Source organism: Mucilaginibacter sp., assembly GCF_028288185.1.
Taxonomy (GTDB): domain Bacteria; phylum Bacteroidota; class Bacteroidia; order Sphingobacteriales; family Sphingobacteriaceae; genus Mucilaginibacter.
The window spans coordinates 104,744-126,514 of record NZ_JAQBOF010000025.1 but is presented as its reverse complement, the minus strand read 5'-3'; the positions used below and the strand labels follow the sequence as shown (position 1 = coordinate 126,514).

Annotated in this window: 22 protein-coding genes; 11 read left to right on the top strand and 11 right to left on the bottom strand. The window is 40.9% G+C overall.

What is annotated here, in order from left to right:
• Positions 1–11: 11 nt before the first annotated feature.
• The 4 genes from JWQ34_RS10125 to JWQ34_RS10110 all read right to left on the bottom strand — a co-directional run bounded on the left by JWQ34_RS10125 (position 12) and on the right by JWQ34_RS10110 (position 6,220).
• The gene (locus JWQ34_RS10125; protein ID WP_299357125.1) at positions 12–3,059 is read right to left on the bottom strand and encodes a TAT-variant-translocated molybdopterin oxidoreductase; all 3,048 of its coding nucleotides are present in this window, start codon (positions 3,057–3,059) and stop codon (positions 12–14) included.
• Between the two features lie 41 nt (positions 3,060–3,100).
• Positions 3,101–4,372 (bottom strand): cytochrome c3 family protein, encoded by a 1,272-nt coding sequence (locus JWQ34_RS10120; RefSeq protein WP_299357122.1) that lies wholly within the window; start codon positions 4,370–4,372, stop codon positions 3,101–3,103.
• Between the two features lie 208 nt (positions 4,373–4,580).
• Positions 4,581–5,561, bottom strand: coding sequence for a deoxyhypusine synthase family protein (locus JWQ34_RS10115; protein ID WP_299357119.1), 981 nt, complete (start codon positions 5,559–5,561; stop codon positions 4,581–4,583).
• 437 nt (positions 5,562–5,998) lie between these two features.
• Positions 5,999–6,220: a hypothetical protein gene (locus tag JWQ34_RS10110; protein ID WP_299357117.1), complete on the bottom strand. Its 222-nt coding sequence runs from the start codon at positions 6,218–6,220 to the stop codon at positions 5,999–6,001.
• Positions 6,221–6,245: 25 nt separating this feature from the next.
• Here JWQ34_RS10110 and JWQ34_RS10105 point away from each other — a divergent pair, with 25 nt between their 5' ends.
• The gene (locus tag JWQ34_RS10105; protein WP_299357115.1) at positions 6,246–7,388 is read left to right on the top strand and encodes a hypothetical protein; all 1,143 of its coding nucleotides are present in this window, start codon (positions 6,246–6,248) and stop codon (positions 7,386–7,388) included.
• A gap of 21 nt (positions 7,389–7,409) precedes the next feature.
• Here JWQ34_RS10105 and JWQ34_RS10100 read toward each other — a convergent pair whose 3' ends face one another.
• Positions 7,410–8,195 carry an O-methyltransferase gene (locus tag JWQ34_RS10100; protein ID WP_299357113.1) on the bottom strand — a complete coding sequence of 262 codons (786 nt, stop codon included), beginning with the start codon at positions 8,193–8,195 and terminating at the stop codon, positions 7,410–7,412.
• Positions 8,196–8,238: 43 nt separating this feature from the next.
• On the opposite strand from JWQ34_RS10100, the gene JWQ34_RS10095 reads away from it, so the two are divergent.
• The 5 genes from JWQ34_RS10095 to JWQ34_RS10075 all read left to right on the top strand — a co-directional run bounded on the left by JWQ34_RS10095 (position 8,239) and on the right by JWQ34_RS10075 (position 12,547).
• The gene (locus JWQ34_RS10095) at positions 8,239–9,096 is read left to right on the top strand and encodes a transglutaminase-like domain-containing protein (protein WP_299357111.1); all 858 of its coding nucleotides are present in this window, start codon (positions 8,239–8,241) and stop codon (positions 9,094–9,096) included.
• A gap of 32 nt (positions 9,097–9,128) precedes the next feature.
• A complete protein-coding gene (locus JWQ34_RS10090; protein WP_299357109.1) occupies positions 9,129–10,154 on the top strand; it encodes a hypothetical protein in 1,026 nt (341 codons plus the stop codon).
• 5 nt (positions 10,155–10,159) lie between these two features.
• Entirely contained in the window at positions 10,160–10,846 is a 687-nt protein-coding gene (locus JWQ34_RS10085; RefSeq protein WP_299357106.1) for a LytTR family DNA-binding domain-containing protein, read from the top strand.
• A gap of 55 nt (positions 10,847–10,901) precedes the next feature.
• The gene (locus tag JWQ34_RS10080) at positions 10,902–11,288 is read left to right on the top strand and encodes a RidA family protein (protein ID WP_299357103.1); all 387 of its coding nucleotides are present in this window, start codon (positions 10,902–10,904) and stop codon (positions 11,286–11,288) included.
• Positions 11,289–11,482: 194 nt separating this feature from the next.
• Positions 11,483–12,547 (top strand): branched-chain amino acid aminotransferase, encoded by a 1,065-nt coding sequence (locus JWQ34_RS10075; protein WP_299357101.1) that lies wholly within the window; start codon positions 11,483–11,485, stop codon positions 12,545–12,547.
• A gap of 155 nt (positions 12,548–12,702) precedes the next feature.
• Here the strand turns inward: JWQ34_RS10075 and JWQ34_RS10070 are convergent, their stop codons facing one another.
• On the bottom strand, positions 12,703–12,987 hold the full coding sequence (locus tag JWQ34_RS10070; protein ID WP_299357099.1) for an ATP-dependent Clp protease adaptor ClpS: 285 nt from the start codon (positions 12,985–12,987) through the stop codon (positions 12,703–12,705).
• An 80-nt stretch (positions 12,988–13,067) separates the two neighbouring features.
• On the opposite strand from JWQ34_RS10070, the gene JWQ34_RS10065 reads away from it, so the two are divergent.
• Positions 13,068–13,892: a hypothetical protein gene (locus tag JWQ34_RS10065; RefSeq protein WP_299357097.1), complete on the top strand. Its 825-nt coding sequence runs from the start codon at positions 13,068–13,070 to the stop codon at positions 13,890–13,892.
• Positions 13,893–13,919: 27 nt separating this feature from the next.
• Here the strand turns inward: JWQ34_RS10065 and dcd are convergent, their stop codons facing one another.
• A complete protein-coding gene (dcd, locus tag JWQ34_RS10060) occupies positions 13,920–14,456 on the bottom strand; it encodes a dCTP deaminase (RefSeq protein WP_299357094.1) in 537 nt (178 codons plus the stop codon).
• A 76-nt stretch (positions 14,457–14,532) separates the two neighbouring features.
• Between dcd and JWQ34_RS10055 the strand changes: the two genes are divergently transcribed.
• The 4 genes from JWQ34_RS10055 (at position 14,533) to JWQ34_RS10040 (ending at position 16,889) form a co-directional block, all read left to right on the top strand.
• Positions 14,533–15,171, top strand: a complete 639-nt coding sequence (locus tag JWQ34_RS10055; protein WP_299357092.1) for a 4'-phosphopantetheinyl transferase superfamily protein — start codon at positions 14,533–14,535, stop codon at positions 15,169–15,171.
• A 2-nt stretch (positions 15,172–15,173) separates the two neighbouring features.
• On the top strand, positions 15,174–15,905 hold the full coding sequence (gene lipB / locus JWQ34_RS10050; protein ID WP_299357089.1) for a lipoyl(octanoyl) transferase LipB: 732 nt from the start codon (positions 15,174–15,176) through the stop codon (positions 15,903–15,905).
• Between the two features lie 121 nt (positions 15,906–16,026).
• Positions 16,027–16,434: an antitoxin Xre-like helix-turn-helix domain-containing protein gene (locus JWQ34_RS10045; RefSeq protein WP_299357088.1), complete on the top strand. Its 408-nt coding sequence runs from the start codon at positions 16,027–16,029 to the stop codon at positions 16,432–16,434.
• Positions 16,431–16,889, top strand: a complete 459-nt coding sequence (locus JWQ34_RS10040; RefSeq protein WP_299357086.1) for an RES family NAD+ phosphorylase — start codon at positions 16,431–16,433, stop codon at positions 16,887–16,889. Before JWQ34_RS10045 ends, JWQ34_RS10040 begins: the two co-directional genes overlap by 4 nt.
• Before the next feature lie 62 nt (positions 16,890–16,951).
• Here the strand turns inward: JWQ34_RS10040 and JWQ34_RS10035 are convergent, their stop codons facing one another.
• The 4 genes from JWQ34_RS10035 to groES all read right to left on the bottom strand — a co-directional run bounded on the left by JWQ34_RS10035 (position 16,952) and on the right by groES (position 21,542).
• Positions 16,952–18,379, bottom strand: a complete 1,428-nt coding sequence (locus JWQ34_RS10035) for an L-serine ammonia-lyase (protein ID WP_299357084.1) — start codon at positions 18,377–18,379, stop codon at positions 16,952–16,954.
• Positions 18,380–18,391: 12 nt separating this feature from the next.
• On the bottom strand, positions 18,392–19,177 hold the full coding sequence (locus tag JWQ34_RS10030) for a mechanosensitive ion channel domain-containing protein (RefSeq protein WP_299357082.1): 786 nt from the start codon (positions 19,175–19,177) through the stop codon (positions 18,392–18,394).
• Between the two features lie 338 nt (positions 19,178–19,515).
• The gene (groL, locus tag JWQ34_RS10025) at positions 19,516–21,153 is read right to left on the bottom strand and encodes a chaperonin GroEL (RefSeq protein WP_299357080.1); all 1,638 of its coding nucleotides are present in this window, start codon (positions 21,151–21,153) and stop codon (positions 19,516–19,518) included.
• 95 nt (positions 21,154–21,248) lie between these two features.
• Positions 21,249–21,542 carry a co-chaperone GroES gene (groES, locus tag JWQ34_RS10020; protein ID WP_299357078.1) on the bottom strand — a complete coding sequence of 98 codons (294 nt, stop codon included), beginning with the start codon at positions 21,540–21,542 and terminating at the stop codon, positions 21,249–21,251.
• Positions 21,543–21,771: the final 229 nt, after the last annotated feature.

Below are 21,771 nucleotides of genomic sequence, written 5' to 3'. Positions count from 1 at the left end.
TATTGTAAAAATTAAGCTTCTAATTCAGTTGTGTTTCTAACCTTAACCTGGTAACCGATACCCGGTTGTACGTTTAGTTCTTCTAATACGTAGTAGGTTCTTTCGCTACGCAATGCTTTTGATACTTCAGAGTTTGGATCATTTCCATTACCGAACACTATCGCGTTTGCAGGGCAGGTTTGTTGACAAGCTACTTTAATGTCGCCATCCTTAACAGGGCGTTTTTCCATTTTAGCTTGTAATTTACCGGCTTGGATCCGTTGTATACACATTGAGCATTTTTCCATAACACCACGGAAACGTGTAGTTACATCAGGATTTAATACTAATTGTGTATGCTGCTCTGCAAGATAGTTTTCGAAACGAGAATCGTTCCAGTAGTTAAACCAGTTGAAACGGCGTACTTTAAACGGACAGTTGTTAGCGCAATAACGTGTACCTACACAACGGTTATAAGCCATGTGGTTTAAACCTTCTGATGAGTGAACGGTAGCTAGTACCGGGCAAACAGTTTCGCAAGGTGCGTGATCGCAGTGCTGGCAAAGCATTGGCTGGTGTACAACCGATACATTATTCAGGCTTTTTAGTTTGTCAATTTCATGCTCCTCGGTAATGCTTTTTCCTTCTTCGTTAAAGCTGTAGTAGCGGTCAATACGTATCCAGTGCATTTCGCGGCGGCGGCGGACTTCGTCACGGCCAACAACAGGTACGTTATTTTCGGCATTACAAGCAACTACGCAGGCACCGCAACCGGTACAGGCATTCAGGTCAATTGCCATTACCCAGTTATAAGTAGGGCGGTCATATTCTTCCCACAAACTCTTGTAGTCTTTATGCTCGCCATCCTTGCCACTGTTTTTGTAAGGATTCTTTTTATATTCTGTAAATGAAGCTTCGCGGATAACACTACGTCCCTCGTAAGAGTGGTGCGTTTGTGTTTGTGCAAGGATAATTTGATCGCCGGTTACTGATATTTTAGCAACAGCGGTAGTTTGCAAAGTACCATTACGGAAACTATGCAGCGGGTAAGCATTTTTACCAATACCCGATTCAATTACCGCGCCGCCTTTTACACGGCCGTAACCTACTGCTACTGATATAGTGCCTTCTGCCTGGCCCGGTTGTAATAATACCGGTAAAGCAATTGAAGTACCGTTAGCATCAATAGTAATCACATCGCCTTCCTGTAAGCCTAAAGCTTTAAGGTCGGTAAGTGACATGGCTGCAAAGTTATCCCAGGTAACTTTTGATACCGGATCCGGCAACTCTTGTAACCATGGGTTATTTGCATGTTTACCATCACGGATGGCAACATTTTGGTATAAGTGTAGTTCGTATGTTTTATCGCCTGACGCTACTAACTGCGCGCTTTGCGATAAAATGGTTTGTGCAACCGCATTCAAATCGCGGCTGAAGGTATAAGCACTGGCTGGTTTGTCGGCAACTTTAATAAAACCGGTTTGCAATACAGTTTCCCAACCTTTTTGGCCGGATAAGCCACCTAATGCTAAAACGCTCTTATCCCAGTTATTTCTAACATAAGTGTAGTAGCTTTTTACCGCGTTGTTGCTCCAGATCAATAAACTCTCTTCGGCCTGGCGGGTATTATATACCGGGTTAATGGTTGGTTGTACTACTGTATAGTAACCTGCAATGGCGCTATCGTCACCCCATGACTCTAAGTAATGGTGGTTAGGCGCAACTACCGTACTTACAGCAGCTGTTTCGTCCATGCTGGCAGCAAAAGTTAATTTTAAAGGCACTTTAGCAAGCGCGTCTGTTAAATCTTTTGTGTTATAATAATCATAAACCGGGTTAGCATTCAGGAACAATACCGCGGCAATTTCACCTCTTTTAGCTTCGTTTATAAACTCAACTAAATCAGCGTCATTACCTTTATATTGATTTGAATTGTTATCCAGATCAATTGTAGTACCATAGCTTCCTAACGCGGCATTAATAGCGTTAACCAATACTTGCGTAGCAACATCGTTTGATCCGGCTACAACCAATGCTTTACCTTTTGCTGCCTGTAATTCTTTAGCAACAATAGCGATAGCGTTATTAGCCGTGTTATCAGCTAATTTTTTGCTGCCCGGTAAAGTAGTACCGGTAATAGCATTATATAAGTTAATTAAAGCAACACCTTCTTCTGATGGTTTTAACGGTATACGTACATCAGCGTTAGTACCTGTCAGGCTCATACCGGTTTCAAACTGGATATGACGAGACATTTTTTTGCTTTGCAGCGATTTGTTATTTCTGTTTGATACGTACTGGCGGGTAAACTCATCGCCTGATATCCAGGTACCCAGGAAATCAGCGCCGAAACTTACAATAACATCAGCTTTATCAAAATTGTAGTGAGGCAATACCGCTTTACCAAAACTGTTTTGGTTAGCTTGTATAATACCTGTATAAGATACCGCGTCATAACTAACGTGTTTCGCAGTTGGATATTCGGTAATAAAATCAGCGATTACAGCTAAAGTTGACGGGCTGCTTATTGATGAAGATACGATAGTTATTTTTTTGCCCGAATCTTTGATCTTAGCCAATTCTAACTTAACGTAATCATCCAGATCGCTCCACTCTTTTTCGCCACCGTTTAATAATGGTGATTTATTGCGGCTAACATCATACAGATCTAATACCGATGCTTGTGCTTGTGCATTTAATCCGCCTTTTGCTAAAGCGTCGTTAGGGTTACCTTCAATTTTAATCGGGCGACCTTCGCGGGTTTTAACTAAAATTGCGTGGCCTTTGTAAGTTGAAGCATAGTAGTTAGCTACGCCCGGAGTAATCTCCTCCGGTTTAATTAAGTAAGGTATAGACTTGTGTACCGGTACTTTTTGGCAAGCTGCCAAAGTAACCGCGCCCACACCAAAGCCTACCGCCTTTAAAAAGTCGCGGCGGGGTGTTTTGCCTAATAAACCATCTCCACTCAAAACATCTTCGATAGGAATAGGTTCCGCGAATTCATGTTTATTTTTCTCAACAAATTCTGGTGTTTTGTTTAGCTCTTCTAAACCTTTCCAGTATTTTTTATTGCTATCCATTTAAGCTATAGTATAAACTGTAATGCTAAGTTCTGTTATAATTAATAATGGCACTTGCCGCACTCAATACCACCCAATTGTGCCGGTGTTACTTTTACGCCTCTTTTAATAAGATCATGCACTTGCTCCATATTTGCATAATAAGCACTGCCTTTCATATTAACGTCTGTGCGTTTGTGGCACTGTATACACCATTTCATGGTAAGTGGCGAGTATTGGTAAACCTCTTTCATGGTCTCAACCGGGCCGTGGCATTGCTGACATTTAATACCACCAACCTTAACGTGTTGTGAGTGATTAAAGTAAGCAAAGTCTGGTAAGTTATGAATACGGATCCATTGGATAGGATGTGCTTTTAAGCTATCGTATTTTTGTGTTTGCGGATCATAACCCAACGCGTCATAGATCTTATGTATCTCCGGCGACTCGGTTTTAACAACCTTGTGGCAGTTCATACAAACGTTTAATGATGGTATTGACGCGTTTTTAGATTTGAATGCACCTGAGTGGCAGTACTGACATTCAATTTTCATGATGCCGGCATGCAATTCATGCGAGTATTTAATAGGCTGTACCGGTTGGTAGCCCGTGTGTACGTTAGTGTTCCATAAAGCAACCCATGTCCAGCTGCCCATAGCAATGGTACCGCAGAGCAGGATAAAGAATACCAGTTTTTTATTTTTTAATACCTTTTTTAAAGTAGCGTATTTATCAGCTGTTGCTGTTTCTTCGGCAACTTCTTCTTCGGCAGGTAATAATCTTTTACCGCTTAACAAGCGCTCTAACGTGCTTATAACCCTGTTTAATACCAATATAATAATAAAGGCAAGGATGATAACACCTAATAAGGCATAAACTACAAAGCTGCTTGGGCCTGATGCTTCAGTAGCTGCTCCGGCTGCAGGCGCGGTCTTTTTAGCGTCCTCCAGTTTTTTCCAGTCTGCACGCACATACGCTAAGATGTCAGAAACATCTCCGTCTGAAAGACTTGGGAAGGCCGGCATTACCGATTGGCTAAAGTCGTTGTAGATCTTTAGTGCTTTAGGGTCTTTAGCTGCTACCAGGGCCGAGCTGTTGTGAATCCAGCTAGCTAACCATTTATCATCAGTTTCTGATGATATGATAGGGCCTAAAGCCGGGCCTGTCATACGCGCGTCTATCTTATGACACCCAGTACAACCGGCAGACTTAAATGTGGCTTCGCCCTTTGCAGCGTCGCCTTGCGCCTTAGCAGAAATTCCCCAAACAGTAAAACAGGCAAGCAGTAACACTGACCTTGAGAATTGTTTAAAAATTAATGAGATGCTACTCATAAAGTTGTATTGATGCTAAATAGTTATTTGTATAGTGTGTGAAACTGAGTATTGCCTAAGCTTTTCTCGGATTTTTTTCAGCCACAAAAGTATAATTTATTAAATAATCGCTGACAAATAAATGACAGTAATAACTAATTTATAATTATTCTAAATAAATAGAAAAGGCTTTAAAAAGTCTCCCCTTCCGGAGGGAATTTAGAGGGGGCTATTGCCCTAAAAGCCAGGCAAATATCAACGGTACAACAATGGTAGCATCGCTCTCCACAATAAACTTAGGTGTTGTAACATCCAGCTTTCCCCAGGTTATCTTCTCATTAGGCACCGCGCCCGAATAAGAACCGTATGATGTTGTCGAGTCAGATATCTGGCAAAAATAACTCCAGAACGGAATATCCTGCATTTCCATATCCTGGTAAAGCATAGGTACCACGCATATCGGGAAATCGCCGGCTATACCCCCACCTATCTGGAAAAAGCCTACGCCTTTACCGCCCGAGTTTTTTGGGTACCAGTCTGCCAGCCAGGCCATGTACTCAATACCACTTTTCATGGTAACAGCTTTGATCTGTCCTTTTATAACGTATGATGCGAATATATTACCCATGGTGCTATCTTCCCAACCCGGTACAACAATTGGCAAATTCTTTTCGGCAGCGGCCAGCATCCATGAGTTTTTGGGGTCTATTTCATAATACTGCTCCAAATCGCCGCTTAACAACATTTTGTACATATACTCATGCGGGAAATAGCGCTCGCCGCTATCATCAGCATCTTTCCATATTTTATGGATATGTTTTTGTAAACGACGGAAAGCTTCCTCCTCTGGTATGCAAGTATCGGTTACACGGTTATAATGATTTTCTAAAAGATCCCACTCATCCTGTGGGCTCAAATCGCGATAGTTGGGCACACGTTTGTAGTGCGAATGTGCTACCAGGTTCATAATATCCTCTTCCAGGTTAGCGCCTGTACATGAAATTATATCAATTTTACCCTGGCGGATCATTTCTGCCAATGATATACCCAGTTCGGCAGTGCTCATGGCACCTGCCAAGGTTACCATCATTTTACCACCTTCCAGCAAATGGGTTTCATAGCCTTTAGCGGCATCCATTAACGCGGCAGCATTAAAATGCAGGTAGTTTTTTTCAATAAACTGAGATACGGGTCCTTTAGTTGTGCTCATCTTTTTAATAAATAGATATTCGGCAAAAATAGATATTTTGATCAATTCAGGGTTTTAAATTTGAAAATGAGTGGCGTGAGGTGGATTTGGCAAACGCGCCGTTGACTCACCCGGTCTGCGCCTTGCTGAGGGTGGGATGCCTTTTATTCGGGTTTCAAGATTTGACAACATTTTAAAAGTTGTCAAATCTGTTGTGCGAAAATAAACAACCCTCTTTCCGCGCAGCGAAGAGGGGGTCGACAAGCGTAGCGATGTCGGGGTGAGTCCTCGCCGCGCGCCAAACACCGTCACCATCAATCCGCCAAATTTTTCTTATATTGTATCAATCCGCATCAAATATCCCGCTTCGCGATAGCAAGTAAAAACTGCGATTTTTAAATCGCAAAAAACAACAAAAGAGTTCTTTGAATTATTGCAACAATCTATTTATCAATAGTTTAACTAAAATACTTACTACCGGCATTACCGCTAATGCCCGATAAATAGCAAAAATTACTACCGGTATTAAGTCTTATACCCGAAAAATGGTCAAAACTACTACCGGCATTACCGCAGATGCCCGGAAAACGATTAATTTTACTACCGGCAAACGCCTTAACGTTAGTGTGATTAAAAAGGCTGTGAATTAACCCAAATTTAATCTGGAACTTCTGCCGCAAAACATTATCTTAGGCTCATTATCACATGAAAAAACTTTTAGCACTACTTACTTTATTAAGCATCTCTGAAAGTTTTGGCCCTGCTTTTGGACAAAGCATCATCCCCAGATTTATCAGGAAGATGTACTTTGAAAAAGACACCACCAGGCGCAGCAGCTTTGTTGTTTTGCCGGTATTATCATCAGCACCCGAAACCGGGGTTGAGCTAGGCGGCGCGAGTTTGTATTCTTTTTATACGGATACCATTAATCACGAAACAAAAGTGTCAAACATCTTCGCGTATGCCACGTTAACTACCAAAGGTCAAAATCGCTTAAATATTAGCACTACGTATTGGTCGCCGCAAAACAAGTATCATTATTTCGCGGGGATTGGCCGCATTGATTTCCCTACCGATTTTTACGGCATAGGCAATAACACTCATAAAATTGATGCCGACAGGCTTGGCCAAAAAAGATATCGATTACTATTAGAGGCCCAAAAGCTGGTTGCTAAAAATGTATATTTTGGCTTTGTAGGCGGTGGGTATAAATACGATTTTACCAATACCAACCCCACGGGCATATTTAATAACAACCCCGTTGTTGAGGATCGCAAAGGCGGCACCTTTTTATTCCTGGGGCCAAGCTTTATTTATGATAGCCGCAACAACAATACCTATACTACTAAAGGCATGATGGTTAACGCCTATTTTAATATAATGCAGGGCGTGTTGGATAATAATAGCTATAACGGCGGATTTTTAAATGTTGAATTTTCTAAGTTTATATCCATTAGCAATACACTGGTTTTAGGGTTTGACATGCAGGAGCAAAGTTTGGTTGGCAGCCGGTCGCCATTTTATTTGCTGCCGCAGATGGGTAATGATGAGATTATGCGTGGCTATTACGAGGGCCGTTACCGCGACCGTAATCTGCTTGCAGGGCAGGCCGAATTAAGATATCGTTTAAGTGAGCGTTTTGGCATAGTGGGTTTTGCAGGTGCCGGCGAGGTTTTTCATTCGTCATTTAGCCTGCCGGAGTTAAAGCCTAACCTGGGAGGTGGCCTGCGTTACTTCTTTGATATTGAAAAAGGACTTAGCATACGTATTGACTACGGCATAGGCCAAAAACCAACCGGCGAGCAACGCGAAAGCGGATTATATATTGGGTTGGGGCAAGCGTTTTGATCCGCATATCTACACATCACACTACACCCGGATAAGGAAATTCTCCTTCACCTGCCCTTTTCTAAAATATACCAGCCCTACCCAAAACAGATTGATGGTAACGGTTACTTGCGGGTGTGCTTTAATTTCGGCCCAGGCTTCTTTCATGCCTTCGCTCCAGTATATGTCGTCAAATATCAGCAGGGTATCATTGTGTACTTTGGGTAAGCACCATTCAAAATATTTTAGGGTAGCCTCTTTTTGGTGATTGCCGTCAACAAAAACAAAGTCAATTTTCTTTAACTCATTAATTACTTCGGGCAGGGCGTTATCGAAATTGTCAAGTATAAGATTAATGTTTGTTAGCCCTGCTTCAGCAAAATCTCTTTTTGCTATGGCGGCAATTTCAGGGCTGCCTTCAAGCGTATAAACTCTAGCCTCGGGCGCGGCCTTTTGCAGGTAAAGCGTGGTAATACCTAAGCAAGTGCCTAACTCAATAATGTTATCAGGCTGCATATCTGCAGCGAGGCGATAAAGCAATTGCGCAAATTTGGGTGGTTCCAGCACATTTTTGGCAATGGCACTTATCTTTCTCTGGCGGTCATTAATCACACGCGACCCGGCTCCAGGATCATTTACGATGATCACCCGGTCGTCATTTAATAAAGCTTCGCGTATATTTTCAATCTCGGCATATACTTTTTTAGCCCGATAATCGTAAATAACTGTATCAACCAGCCTGTACACAAATGGAGAGTGTAACCCGTGGCGGGTTTTGGCTTTTAGGCGGTGCAGCAGGTAGTCTTTAGCGAACCTTAAATTAAACATGGTTGTAAAATTATATAAACGTTTGTATTTTAGCGGAACGTAAATGATAAATCTAACAGAAGTAAATTCGTTAATACGCCTGCTGGACGACCCCGATCCGGAGATATATAACCATGTTCACGGTAAATTGTTGTCATACGGCAGCGAAGCTATTGAATATCTGGAATCAGCCTTTGAACAGGCTTTTGATGCCATACAGCAGGACCGTATTGCCAATTTAGTGCATGAGATACAGTTCGGCATTGTAAAAAACGATCTGAAGTTATGGTTCCAGAGTGGCGCGTTTGATCTGCTGCAAGGCATCCTGATTATCAATCGCTACCAATATCCTGACCTTGACGAGCAAAAGATCATCAACCATATTGAAGCTATTAAGCGCGATGTGTGGATACAAATGATGAACGAGGCCAGCCCGGTTGAGCAGGTGAAGCTCATCAACCATGTATTTTATCACATGTATGGTTTTAGCGGCAACACAAGTAACCACCAGGACCCGCAAAACAGCTACCTGAGCCAAGTTATCGAAACTAAAAAAGGCAACCAGATCTTACTGGCTATCATCTATTCAATCATAGCGCAAAAGCTGGATATACCGGTACATGGTGTAAACCTGCCGCAGCATTTTATACTGGCTTATCTGGACGAGAGCAAAGAGAGTGAATTTGAAAGCGGCATTCTATTTTACATTAATGCCTTTAACAAAGGATTTATTTTTGGCCGCCGCGATGTGGATATGTTTTTAAAGCAACTTAACCTAAGCTTTGATAAGCAATTTTACGAACCCTGCTCGAACACCGATATTATTAAACGCGTGTTGCGTAACCTCATCAGTTCGTATGAACACCTGGGCTCGGCAGAGAAGGTGGATGAGCTGAATGAGCTATTGGCTATATTGGGATAATTTTTAATAACAACTCACACCTTATCTTCTATATGAAAAAATACTTCACCCTATTGCTGTTGTTTTGCAGTACGTCAATTTTCGCGCAGTTTAAGTTAAGCGGCAAAATCAATCATTACTCGGGCAAAGAGCCTTTGCAAATTAACATTCCGCAGGTGTTTGACTTTTACCCGGAAAATTCCATAAATATCCCGGTTGCTAAAAATGGGTCATTTAGTATTACGCTGCCTATTACCAAACAAAAATTCGGCACACTTTTCTTTCAGCAAAATCCGCATTTACTGCTTTTAAGCAGCAATAAAAAATTAACGGTAGAGTTAGACGGAATTGATAAAAAGATAAAGTTTATAGGCGGAACCGCATTAGCCGAAAACAACTTGCTTGACGCTATAAACATTGAAGAATATCCCTTCTTTTTACAAAACACCGATGTATATACCAGGCTTAATTACGCGGCATTAAACGCCCGGGTAGTTAAACCATTTTTTGCTACCCGCGATAAAAAAATTGCACTGGTAAACCAGTCGGCCATTAGCCCAAATGATAAAAAATTAATAGCCTCCGAGGTAAAATATGCCGACTATAACTTGCTTTATGAGCTTACCGATGTTAGCGCCGAAAGCAAAACCGCCATTGACAAAATGATTAACGATGTGTTTGACAAAAGCAACCCAAAGCCTGATGTGTTTCCGGCGGGCCCGCAATATTATAAGTTCGTTGCTAATTATTTAGATTATCAGGAAAACCGGGTACTTGCACAAGCAAAAGTTCAACATATTAAAGGCAATAAACCCATACCCTACTTTGGATTTAGTTTAGATAGCGCCAATGCCATTATTACCAGGTATGGCGTGTCATATATACGCTGTTTAAGCGCGATCAAATATTTACCCGTGCCGGTTGCAGAGCAGTTTATTTACCAGCAAATTGCCCGTTCATTTTATGATAATAATAGGGTAAAATTAGATGCTATAGCCAAATTATTTAACCAAAAATTTCCGGCAAGTGCTTACAATGCCGATATCCGAAAAAAAGTAAAAAACTTAAAAGGCAAATAACTATTATGCTTACCGCTATAGCGATTGATGACGAGCCACCTGCTTTAGAAGTTGTGCAATCGCATGCCTCTAAAGTATCGTTTATTGATTTAAAGGCCATATTTACCGATGCCTTTAAGGCGATGGAGTACCTGCAAACACAATCGGTTGACCTGCTATTCCTGGATATTAAAATGCCCGACATAAGCGGCATCGATCTGTTAAAATGTATCAGCAAAAAGCCATTGGTGATCTTCACTACCGCTTATTCTGAACATGCAGTTGAGAGCTTTGAATTGGATGCGATTAATTATTTGTTAAAGCCATTCTCGCTGCCGCGATTTATTAAAGCTTGCAATAAAGCCAATGAAATTTACACGCTAAGAAACAAGACGGACAATAATACCGACCATATTTTCCTAAAAACCGGGTATGAACAGGTAAGGATTAGTTTTAATGATATTTGCTACCTTGAAGCAACGGGCAACTATGTTAATTTTGTTTTGGCGGATAAAACTATTCTATCCCGTATGACAATAACCGAAGTAGAGGCCATGCTGCCGGCTAATAAATTTATCCGCATACACCGCTCGTTTATTGCCTCTATAAACAAAATTGATAAAATTGAAAGGCATCAGCTCAATGTAAATGGATCTGTTTTGCCGGTTGGGAGCAGTTATACGCAAAATATTGGTCTGATAAATACGGCATAACCATTTATTACCATAGTTATATATTGCACCATCCAATAACCAACACTTATTAACAATGCAACCTAAAAATTTCAATACAACCAAAGTACCACGTAGTAATACGGTTATCCCGCAGGCTTCCATTGCCGGCAATGTTATTTATGTTTCGGGTACAACTGGTGTCGACCCATTAACAGGCAAACTTATCGAGGGCGGCTTTGAAGAACAAATAAGGCAGGCCTTTAAAAACATTCAAACTATTCTGGAAGAAGCGGGCAGCGCCTTAAATAAAATAGCAAAAGTTACCGTATGGATGGTAAGCGGAGAGGACCATAGCTTTACGGCTATTAATAAAATTTACACCGAGTTTTTTCCCGAGAACCCACCGGCACGCAGCGCGCCGCAGGTAATGCCTTTTCCCGGTGGGATATTGGTATCGGTGGAGTGTATTGCGATGATGTAGCAATTTATTGCTAACAACTTAATTGCCTGCGTTAAAATATAAATCCGCTAAACAAACCAAATTATTAGTTTGATTATTTTGAAAACCAAACTGACAGAATTTTATTCTGCATGCATAATAAAATCAAATTTCTGTTGCTAAACACGCTGTAAATTAGGTAAATTGCACTTCCTGAATTACAAATACGCAAAGCAATGACTGACACGCTGGATATCAAAATCACCAAAACAAGCAAATCGCGTTTAGCCGAGACCGATTTTAGTAACCTGGTTTTCGGCCGCACATTTTCTGACCACATGCTGGTTGCAGATTATGCTGATGGCGAATGGAAAAATTTTGAAATTGTTCCTTATGGCGAAATTACGGTCAGCCCTGGTATTTCATCTTTACATTATGGCCAGTCATTTTTTGAGGGGATAAAAGCCTACAAACATGCTGATGGTAAAGTATCTATATTTCGCCCGGATAAGAACGCGAAACGTTTTAATAAATCTGCCGAGCGTTTATGCATGCCGACCATACCAGAGGATGTATTTTTGCAAAGCCTTGCCGCCATTGTAGATATTGACCGCGACTGGATACCTGCCGCGCCCGGCCACTCCTTATACATAAGGCCGTTTATGTTTGCTACCGATCAGTTTTTGGGGGTTGCACCTTCAAATACTTATAAATACATGGTTTTACTTTGCCCGGTTGGGCCTTATTTTACCAAGCCGCTAAGAGTAAAGATCGAAACACATTATACCCGGTCTGCCGAGGGTGGCATGGGCTTTGCCAAATCATCAGGCAATTACGGCGGTTCTATGTATCCTGCTAAAAAAGCTACCGAAGAAGGTTTTGACCAACTGATTTGGACTGATGCCAAAGAACATAAATATATTGAAGAAATGGGCGCTGCCAATGCCATGTTTGTATTGGATGGCAAGTTAATAACCCCATTAGCGCAGGATACGATATTAGATGGCGTAACCCGCGATACCGTTATTGCATTAGCTAACGATTTTGGTTTCCCGGTTGAGGAACGCAAAGTTTCTGTTGCCGAGATTATTGAAGGCGCCAAAAACGGCAAACTAACCGATGCGTTTGGAGCAGGCACCGCCGCCACTATAGCACCGGTTGGCTCTATAAGCCTTAATGGCGAAGAGTACACGCTGATAGACCCGAAAGAAAGAGAATTCTCAAAAAAAGCATTAAAAACGTTAGACGCTATCCGTTATGGAAACGGCCCGGATGTACATGGATGGAATTATTTTGTGTGATAAAGATTAGTTATTGAAGATTAAAGATTGGGCCTATCGCTCGTCTATAAAAGAAAAAGCCTTCCGATATATCAGGAGGCTTTTCGTATTTAATTGACCAGCATAATCTTCAATTAATCTTTAGAGCCAATCTTCAATCACTAATCTTTAACAACTCAATCCACACTAACCGTCAACCCCTCCTGCTGTAAAATTTTGCGGTAAACTTCAACTTCGGTAAATGACCCTTCCAGTATAGCGCACTTACCTTCGTTATGTACTTTCCAGGCTATGCGCTCGGCCTGGCTTTCGGTATAGTCCAGATATTTTATCATGCAATGGATAACATGATCGAAGGTGTTATGATCATCATTCCATAAAATAAGGCGATGCAGTTCTTTAAATCCCGCCAGTAGCTCTTCAAGCGTGAAGGTCTTTTCCTGTGTTTCTGTAGTCGACATGTATGTCAACAAATTTACTCAAAAACAATAATAAATAAATCAAAATGTTGTTTAGTTTTATTATCCATATAATACCTATCATGAAAAAAAACTATTCTTATTGTTTTGCCGCTTTTATTGTTCAACTACTTGGGATTAATGTTTGCTGTGCACAAACCATAAATCTAAAGCCAGCACCCACGCATGTTACTATTGACGGCAGCCTGACAGAATGGGGAGACAGCCTTAGTTATTATAATAACGAAACGAAAATTAATTACACATTAGCAAATGACAAGGACAATATGTACCTGGTTTTAAAAACCATTGATCCTATACAGCAGTTTCGCATATTATCAGCAGGGGTTACTTTAAGCATTGACCCTAAAGGTCATAAAAAGCCAACCTATAGTGTCACTTTTCCGTTTGCCGAACAGGAAAGTGTAAGTTTTGCCGATAATTATACCGCTCAGGAAAAAAAGGCAGAAGCCAACTTAACCAAATTAAAAAGGATTAAAGCGGATGGATTTAAAGATGTGGAGAGTGATATATTTACGTTGGAAAACACGTATGGCTTTAGGGTTAGTATTGATTATGACATACATGGGTTTCTGGTTTATGAAGAGGTTATCCCGCTAAAACTTTTCCATGCCGATGAATTGAAAAAAAATGAATGGGCCTTTAATATTAAAATAAACGGCGACCAATCAACCATAAAAAAACAAGCTGACGACCAGGATGGAAACCTGAATACGAACGCAGGCGGTGGCCGTGGCGGGCGCGGCGGTGGTGGCGGTGGCGGCGGACGCAGAGGCGGTGGTGGTATGGCTGGTGGCGGCGGACGAAGCCATACATCAGCAGAACACGTTAAAGCAACTGGCGACCCAATAGACTTTTGGGGCAAATTTACTTTAGCGAAAGAGTAATAAGCTTTTTTGGAGGCAGAAGAGTGGTTAAAACTTATTCTTCCACATCATGCTTTCAACTGGTCGTGTGGTTTTGTTATTGTATTTAGCATTGCTTTTAGTATTGTAAAGGGTTTCAATATCACCCTCGACAGCAAAATATATTAACTGGCCAATGGGCATACCGGAATAGATTTTTACGGGTTGGGCGCATGATATTTCTAATGTCCAGGTGTTACAAAAGCCAACATCACCTTTACCTGCTGTAGCGTGTATATCAATACCTAACCGGCCAGTGCTTGATTTACCTTCTAAAAACGGAACATGTTTATGGGTTTCGGTATACTCAACCGTTACGCCTAAATAAAGTGTGTTGGGTTGTAAAACAAATCCGTCCTTAGGTATTTCAAAGCTATCAATCTCATTATGCAGCTTAGCATCCAACACCCTATCCCGGTATGTAGCAAGGTGTTTTCCTAAATGTACATCGTACGAGTTTGTACCTAAACATTCACGTTTAAACGGCTCAATAATGATGTGGCCTTTTTCAATTTCTTCAAGAATGCGCTTATCAGACAGTATCATACAACTACGTTAGGGAATTTGGCTAAAAATAGAATTATTTGCTATAAGTTTGTCGTAGTATTTGCAATTTACTTTTATGGCTATAGCTTACAGGCAACGGGTTGATGATGATACAGAATTTGCGCTCTGGAAAATTGAAGAGCAGGCCGAAGATCTGTATAATCAGCTACAGCTAAATAATGATGAAAAGGCTTTTGTTGAAAATATAAGCAACGGTAAGCGCCATCTGCATTGGCTGGGCACACGTGTGCTTTTACGTAAAATGCTGCTTACCGATGAATATATTGACTGCCAGGTTGATGAGCATGGCAAACCTTATTTGGTATCACTGCCTTATCACATCTCGTTAAGCCATTCGTTTGATTATGCGGCGGTGATGATCAGTAAAAAAAGCCCGGTAGGTATCGATATTGAGCAGGTAAAAGAAAAGGTAGAGCGTATTGCTGCCCGGTTTTTATTACCTAAAGAATTGGCTTTTATTGGCACTGAAAACAGGGTACCACAACTATATGTCTGCTGGTGTGCTAAAGAGGCTGTATATAAATGCAATGGGCAAAAAGAGGTGTCATTTATGGATGATATTTTAATAAATCCGTTTGAGTTTACAGAACAGGGTCAGGTTAATGCCATTTTAACGAAAGGCGATACCAAAATTGATTATACCGTAGGATATTTGCAGTACGAAGACTACATGATAGGTTACGTAAAGGGATAGAGATGAAGAACAAAAAGGTAACAGTACAGGATTGGGGATTAATTGATTACAAAGAGGCCTGGGCAAAACAGGAAGTGCTGTTTAATGATACTATCGCCATAAAAATGGAGATACGTAACCGACAATTAGCAACGGCTGATGGCGATAACCAACCTGATGATACTTTAACACCTAACTATCTTGTTTTTTGTGAACACCTGCACGTTTATACTTTAGGCAATAGCGGCAAGCCGGAGCACTTACTCCTAGATGAAAAAGGACTGCAAGACAATGACGCCACCTACTACCACATTAACCGTGGTGGTGACATTACTTACCACGGCCCCGGACAAATTGTAGCGTACCCGATACTTGACCTTGATAATTTTTTTACCGATATACACTTATACCTACGCACGCTCGAAGAGGCTGTAATACTTACCTTGGCGGACTACGGTATTAAAGCATCACGCTACCCCGGCTATACCGGTGTTTGGCTGGATGCCGATAACGAGCGTGCCCGCAAAATAAGCGCTATGGGTGTGCGCTGCAGCCGATGGGTTACCATGCATGGCCTGGCGTTTAATGTAAATAACGATCTATCGTATTTTAAAAATATAATCCCCTGCGGTATTGATGATAAGGCGGTAACGTCTATGCAGCAAGAGCTAGGTACCGAGGTTGATATTAAACGGGTTCAAACCATCCTACAACACTATATTTCCGTATTATTTGATATGGAGATAGTACCCTAAAAAGATTAACCATGTAACCCTCATGGTTAAAAATCAATTAGTTAAATAAAATAATTTCAAAAAGATTTGTTTATCTAAGACAAGTGTCGTAAATTTGATGACAGATGTCAATGATACTGGGATGAGTAAAGAAAAATTATATAAACATCCTGAAGAGGATTCCTTTGATCTGACTAATATGGTTAGGGAGGGGGTGCCATTTCCTTATTTTAACAATTTATCAAACCAAATACATTTTGGCCTGGAAGAGTGGTCGTCATACCTGCATCTTTCTGAGCGCACCATACAACGTTATAAAAAAGAGAACAAATCTTTTGATCCGCTTTACTCTGAAAGGATATTAGAAATTGAGCTTTTATACAAAAAAGGTATTGTTGTTTTTGGCGTAGCCGATAACTTTTACACCTGGATGGATACCATCAGTATCCCATTGGGCAGCGTTAAGCCTAAAGATCTTTTAGATACAGGTTTCGGTATTGAGGCTATTTATGATGAGTTAGGACGCATTGAATTTGGCGTATTGGCATGATCGTTTTCCGGCTTAGCAGGCAGGCATTTATTAATGATATATCGGGCTATGGCGCCGAAAAAACCGGCGGCCGGTGGAACAGCAAAGGCATCCCCGTTTTATATACTGCCGCATCGCGCGCTTTAGCCGTAGTTGAAATCGCGGTACACGTGCCGGTTGGTATTATCCCTGCAAATTATTTCCTGGCCAGCGTTGAAGTGCCCGATGATGACATACTGAAACTTGATACAAAGACCCTCCCCAAAAACTGGAACAGCAACCCGTTTGTAAAAGCAACGCAAACCATAGGCGATAATTTTATAAGAAGCAACAAGCATTTAATATTGCAGGTTCCGTCAGCAACAGTTACCGGCGATCATAATTATCTGATCAATCCCAGGCACACTGATTTTAATAAAGTGAAGATAAAAAGCATTGATACTTTTTCGTTTGATTCGAGGTTGTTTAAGAAGTAAGTGAGGCAAAACGAAGCAGGTTTACGAAGTTTTAAAACTTCATAAATCTTTGTACACCAATATTAACACTCCGGCAAACTTAGCGGGATATTGATGGCTAGTCCACCATCGGCAGTTTCTTTGTACTTAGAATTCATATCCTGGGCAGTTTCCCACATGGTTTTAACTACGGCATCCAAGCTTACTTTAGCGTTGTCCGGATTGGTTTGCAAGGCTAATTGTGAGGCTGTAATGGCTTTGATAGCTCCCATAGTATTGCGCTCGATACAAGGCACCTGCACCAGGCCGCCTATCGGGTCGCAGGTTAGACCCAGGTGATGTTCCATAGCAATCTCTGCAGCCATCATTACCTGGCGCTGTGAGCCTCCTAAACACTCTGTAAGCGCCGCTGCCGCCATTGCTGATGATACACCTATCTCTGCCTGGCAACCGCCCATAGCTGCTGATATGGTGGCTCCTTTTTTAAAGATGCAACCAATCTCTGATGCGGTTAATAGAAATTGGATAATCCGCTTGTCACTATATTCATCACAAAAAACCAGATAATATTGCAATACCGCCGGTATAACACCTGCCGCGCCATTGGTAGGTGCGGTTACTACGCGGCCAAATGAAGCATTTTCTTCATTAACTGCCAGCGCGAAACAGCTTACCCAGTCTAATATATTCTGAAAGCCGCCGCCGGTTTGCCTTATGGCTGTAACCCATTCATTAAAATTAGTGTAGGCGTTGTTACCAATTAATCTTTTATTAAGGTTTGCGGCACGGCGTTCTACATTTAACCCACCGGGTAGTTTGCCTTTAGTATGGCTGCCGCGATACATACATTCTGCCATCGCGTTAAAAATATTTAATACGCCTGTTTTGGTTTCCTGCTCGCTACGCCAGGCCAGCTCATTCTCGGTTACTACTTCTGATATTTTTAGGCCGGTTTTAATACACCAATGCAATAAGTCTCCGGCTGTATCAATCGGGAAAGGCAGGTCAACTTCGGTTTTGCCCTGGCTTTGCTCGCCTTCTTTAACTACAAAACCACCACCTATTGAATAATAGGTTTCGGACATAGCCTTCCCTGTACTTAAAAATGCCTGGAATGTTACCGCATTAGGGTGATAAGGCAAGCTTTCGTTAAACAGAAATAACAGATCGTCATCCATCATAAAGTTTATTTCGTGCTTGCCGCCCAAAACTAATTTATGGGTGGCTTTTATCTGATCTATCTTAGGCGTAACCTCATCAACCGCGAATGTTACCGGGTCATCGCCACTTAGGCCAAGCAATATAGCTATATCCGTACCGTGTCCCCGGCCGGTTTTAGCCAGCGATCCATATAATAATATTTTTACTTCTGTAACTAAAGGCAATGCTTCGGCCTGTTCAAGTACCTGCACAAATTGCTGGGCGGCACGCCACGGCCCAAGCGTATGTGAGCTTGACGGGCCTATGCCTATCTTAAACATATCAAATACAGAAAGTTGCTCGCGTTGCATGGTTATGGTTTATCAGGTACCCAATAGCCTAATACCACCGGCTTTAAGATCTTTAATAATCTTTTCCTGTAAGGCAATTTTAACATTTAAAAAATCTGCAGGGTTTACCCATACGTTTATGGTATAACGTATGTGCTCAACTTCAAACGCTATAATACCCACTCTTATTGCCGGCGTTTTTAAAACACCCGGAACAGAATTGATAGCATCCATCATTATTTTTTTTGCCTGATCAACATCTACATAATAACCCAGCTTAACTTCAAAATCAAGGCGGCGCTTACCCTCGCGGGTAACGTTAACTATTACTTCGTTAAACAGTTTTCCGTTGGGGATGATGATAGTTTTATTATCTGGGGACAAAAGCACTGTGTAAAATATTTGTATGGATATTACCTTACCTTCCTGCCCCTGGGCAAAAATGCTGTCCTCAAGCCCGAATGGTTTTAGCAATAAAATCAATACTCCGCCGGCAAAATTCTGGAAGGTCCCGGATAGGGCTAAACCTACAGCTACTGTAAAACCACCTAATATCGTTGCAAAAGAACTGAAGGGGATGCCGACGATAGTCATTACCAAAATAATCAGCAACGTGTATAACGCTGTTATGGCAAGGCTAAGAAAGAATGGTTGTAATGATGAGTGGACCTCTCTTTTACTCATCCGGTTGCGGATGGTAGTACTTAAAAATTTGATGATTTTTAAACCTATTAATAATACGGCAACGCCAATTATTAGTTTAAGTCCGTTTATGATCAGCCATTGGTAGGCTTCTATGTATAAATCGTGTAACTTCATAATGAAGCACGAAGTTACAAATTTTTAGCGTCCGTATATAGTTACAAACAACTCGGGAACTTTAAAAAGCATCCAATCAACCAATGTTGAGCGTATTTGTTGGGTAGTGTGTGTTAGGTGTTTCATGTGATAGTATATTCAATTGTTGTGCCTGATTATTAACTATCAGACGTTGAGTACAAAATTAAGCTTAATTGTAGCGCTAATATTACGTTATTAATCAAATGATTAATAAATGACCATCCATTTACGTTACAATGACTTTGCAATGGTCTAGAATAACAAAACCCCTGTATGCAAAAGCATACAGGGGTTTTGTTATTTGGAAAGGGGGTAGATTACATCATGCCGCCCATACCGCCGCCACCCATTTGTTGGTGACCGCCGGCTTGTGCTTCTTCAGGATCGTCAGCCAATACGCATTCTGTTGTTAACAACATAGCTGCAATTGATGCTGCATTCTCTAAAGCTACACGGCTTACCTTAGTTGGGTCAATTACACCGGCACCAATTAAGTTTTCAAACTTGTCGGTACGTGCATTGTAACCAAAGTCGCCTTTGCCTTCTTTTACTTTTTGTACGATGATAGAACCTTCAATACCCGCGTTTTCGCAGATTTGACGTAATGGCTCTTCAATAGCGCGACGGATGATCTGGATACCGGTATTTTCGTCTTCGTTTTCACCTTTAAGGTCGGCTAAAGCACCAACCGCGCGGATGAAAGCAACACCACCACCTGCAACAATACCTTCTTCAACAGCCGCACGGGTTGCATGTAAAGCATCGTCAACACGATCTTTCTTTTCTTTCATTTCAACTTCTGATGCTGCACCAATGTATAATACAGCAACACCACCTGATAATTTAGCTAAACGCTCTTGTAATTTTTCTTTATCGTAATCAGATGTAGTTGCTTCCATAGAAGCGCGTATTTCGCTAACACGAGCCTGGATAGCGTCTACACTACCTGCACCATCAATAATAGTTGTGTTGTCTTTATCGATTATGATTTTTTCTGCCTGACCTAAGTCGCTTAACTCGGCTGATTCTAATTTAATACCTTTTTCTTCAGAAATTACAGTACCGCCGGTTAGGGTAGCAATGTCTTCTAAAATAGCTTTACGACGATCGCCAAAACCTGGTGCTTTAACAGCAGCAACTTTTAGTGAGCCACGTATTTTGTTTACTACTAAAGTTGATAATGCTTCGCCATCTAAATCTTCAGCAATAATTAATAATGGTTTGCCGGTTTGAACTTGTTTTTCAAGGATCGGCAGAATTTCTTTCATTGAAGAGATCTTTTTGTCGTAGATCAAAATGTAAGGGTTTTCTAATTCTGCTTCCATTTTATCAGTATTGGTAACAAAGTAAGCTGACAGGTAACCACGGTCAAACTGCATACCTTCTACAGTTTTAACTTCGGTTTCGGTACCTTTTGCTTCTTCAACAGTAATTACACCACCTGTACCAACTTTTTGCATCGCATCAGCAATCATTTCGCCAATTACATCATCATTGTTAGCTGATATAGAAGCTACTTGTTTGATCTTGCTGAAATCATCACCAACATCTTGTTTTTGTGCTTTTAAGTTTTCAACAACAACTTTAACCGCTTTATCAATACCGCGTTTTAAATCCATTGGGTTTGCGCCGGCAGCTACGTTTTTAATACCTGCAGTAACAATTGCTTGCGCCAATACAGTTGCAGTAGTAGTACCATCACCTGCAATATCAGCAGTTTTTGATGCAACTTCTTTCAACATTTGGGCACCCATGTTTTCGATAGGGTCTTTTAATTCAATTTCTTTAGCTACAGTAACACCATCCTTAGTAATCACAGGTGAGCCGAATTTTTTATCAATAATTACGTGACGGCCTTTTGGGCCTAATGTTACCTTAACCGCGTTAGCTAAAATATCAACGCCTCTTTTAAGGGCGTCTCTTGCTTCAACATTATATTTAACTTGTTTTGACATGTGTTTAATTTTTAAATTAATGATTTATTGAATTAATGATTTTATTAACAGGGGGGCAAATTCAATAATTCACTCCCTCAATAATCAATAATTAATTATAGTACTATATAAATATCAGACTCTCTCATTATCAGGTAATCTTTACCTTCTAAAGTAACTTCCTGACCTGCAAATTTTCCGTAAAGAACTTTATCACCAGCTTTTACTGACAATGGTATTAAGTTACCGGTTGAATCAGCATAACGGCCTGGGCCTACAGCTACAACTTTACCGTGTTGTGGTTTTTCCTGCGCAGTTTCAGGGATATAAATGCCTGAAGCGGTTTTGGTTTCGGCCGGAGCAGCTTCTACTACTACCCTGTCTCCGATAGGTTTAATGTTTAATGACATACTAATATTATTTTTTTAGTTATATATAAGTTTATACTTCGTTTGCTTTTGCACATCAACTATGCCAAGCCTGTAATTTGACACATATACTGTTGTATTGTCAGATTTACGTAACCCAGTTATTTATTGGTTTATTTTATTCTGATTTATCAATGCCATGATGACAGTACTAATACAAAAAGGCTTTGAAGATAAAACCCCAAAGCCTTTTTATTATGTTTTTAAAACG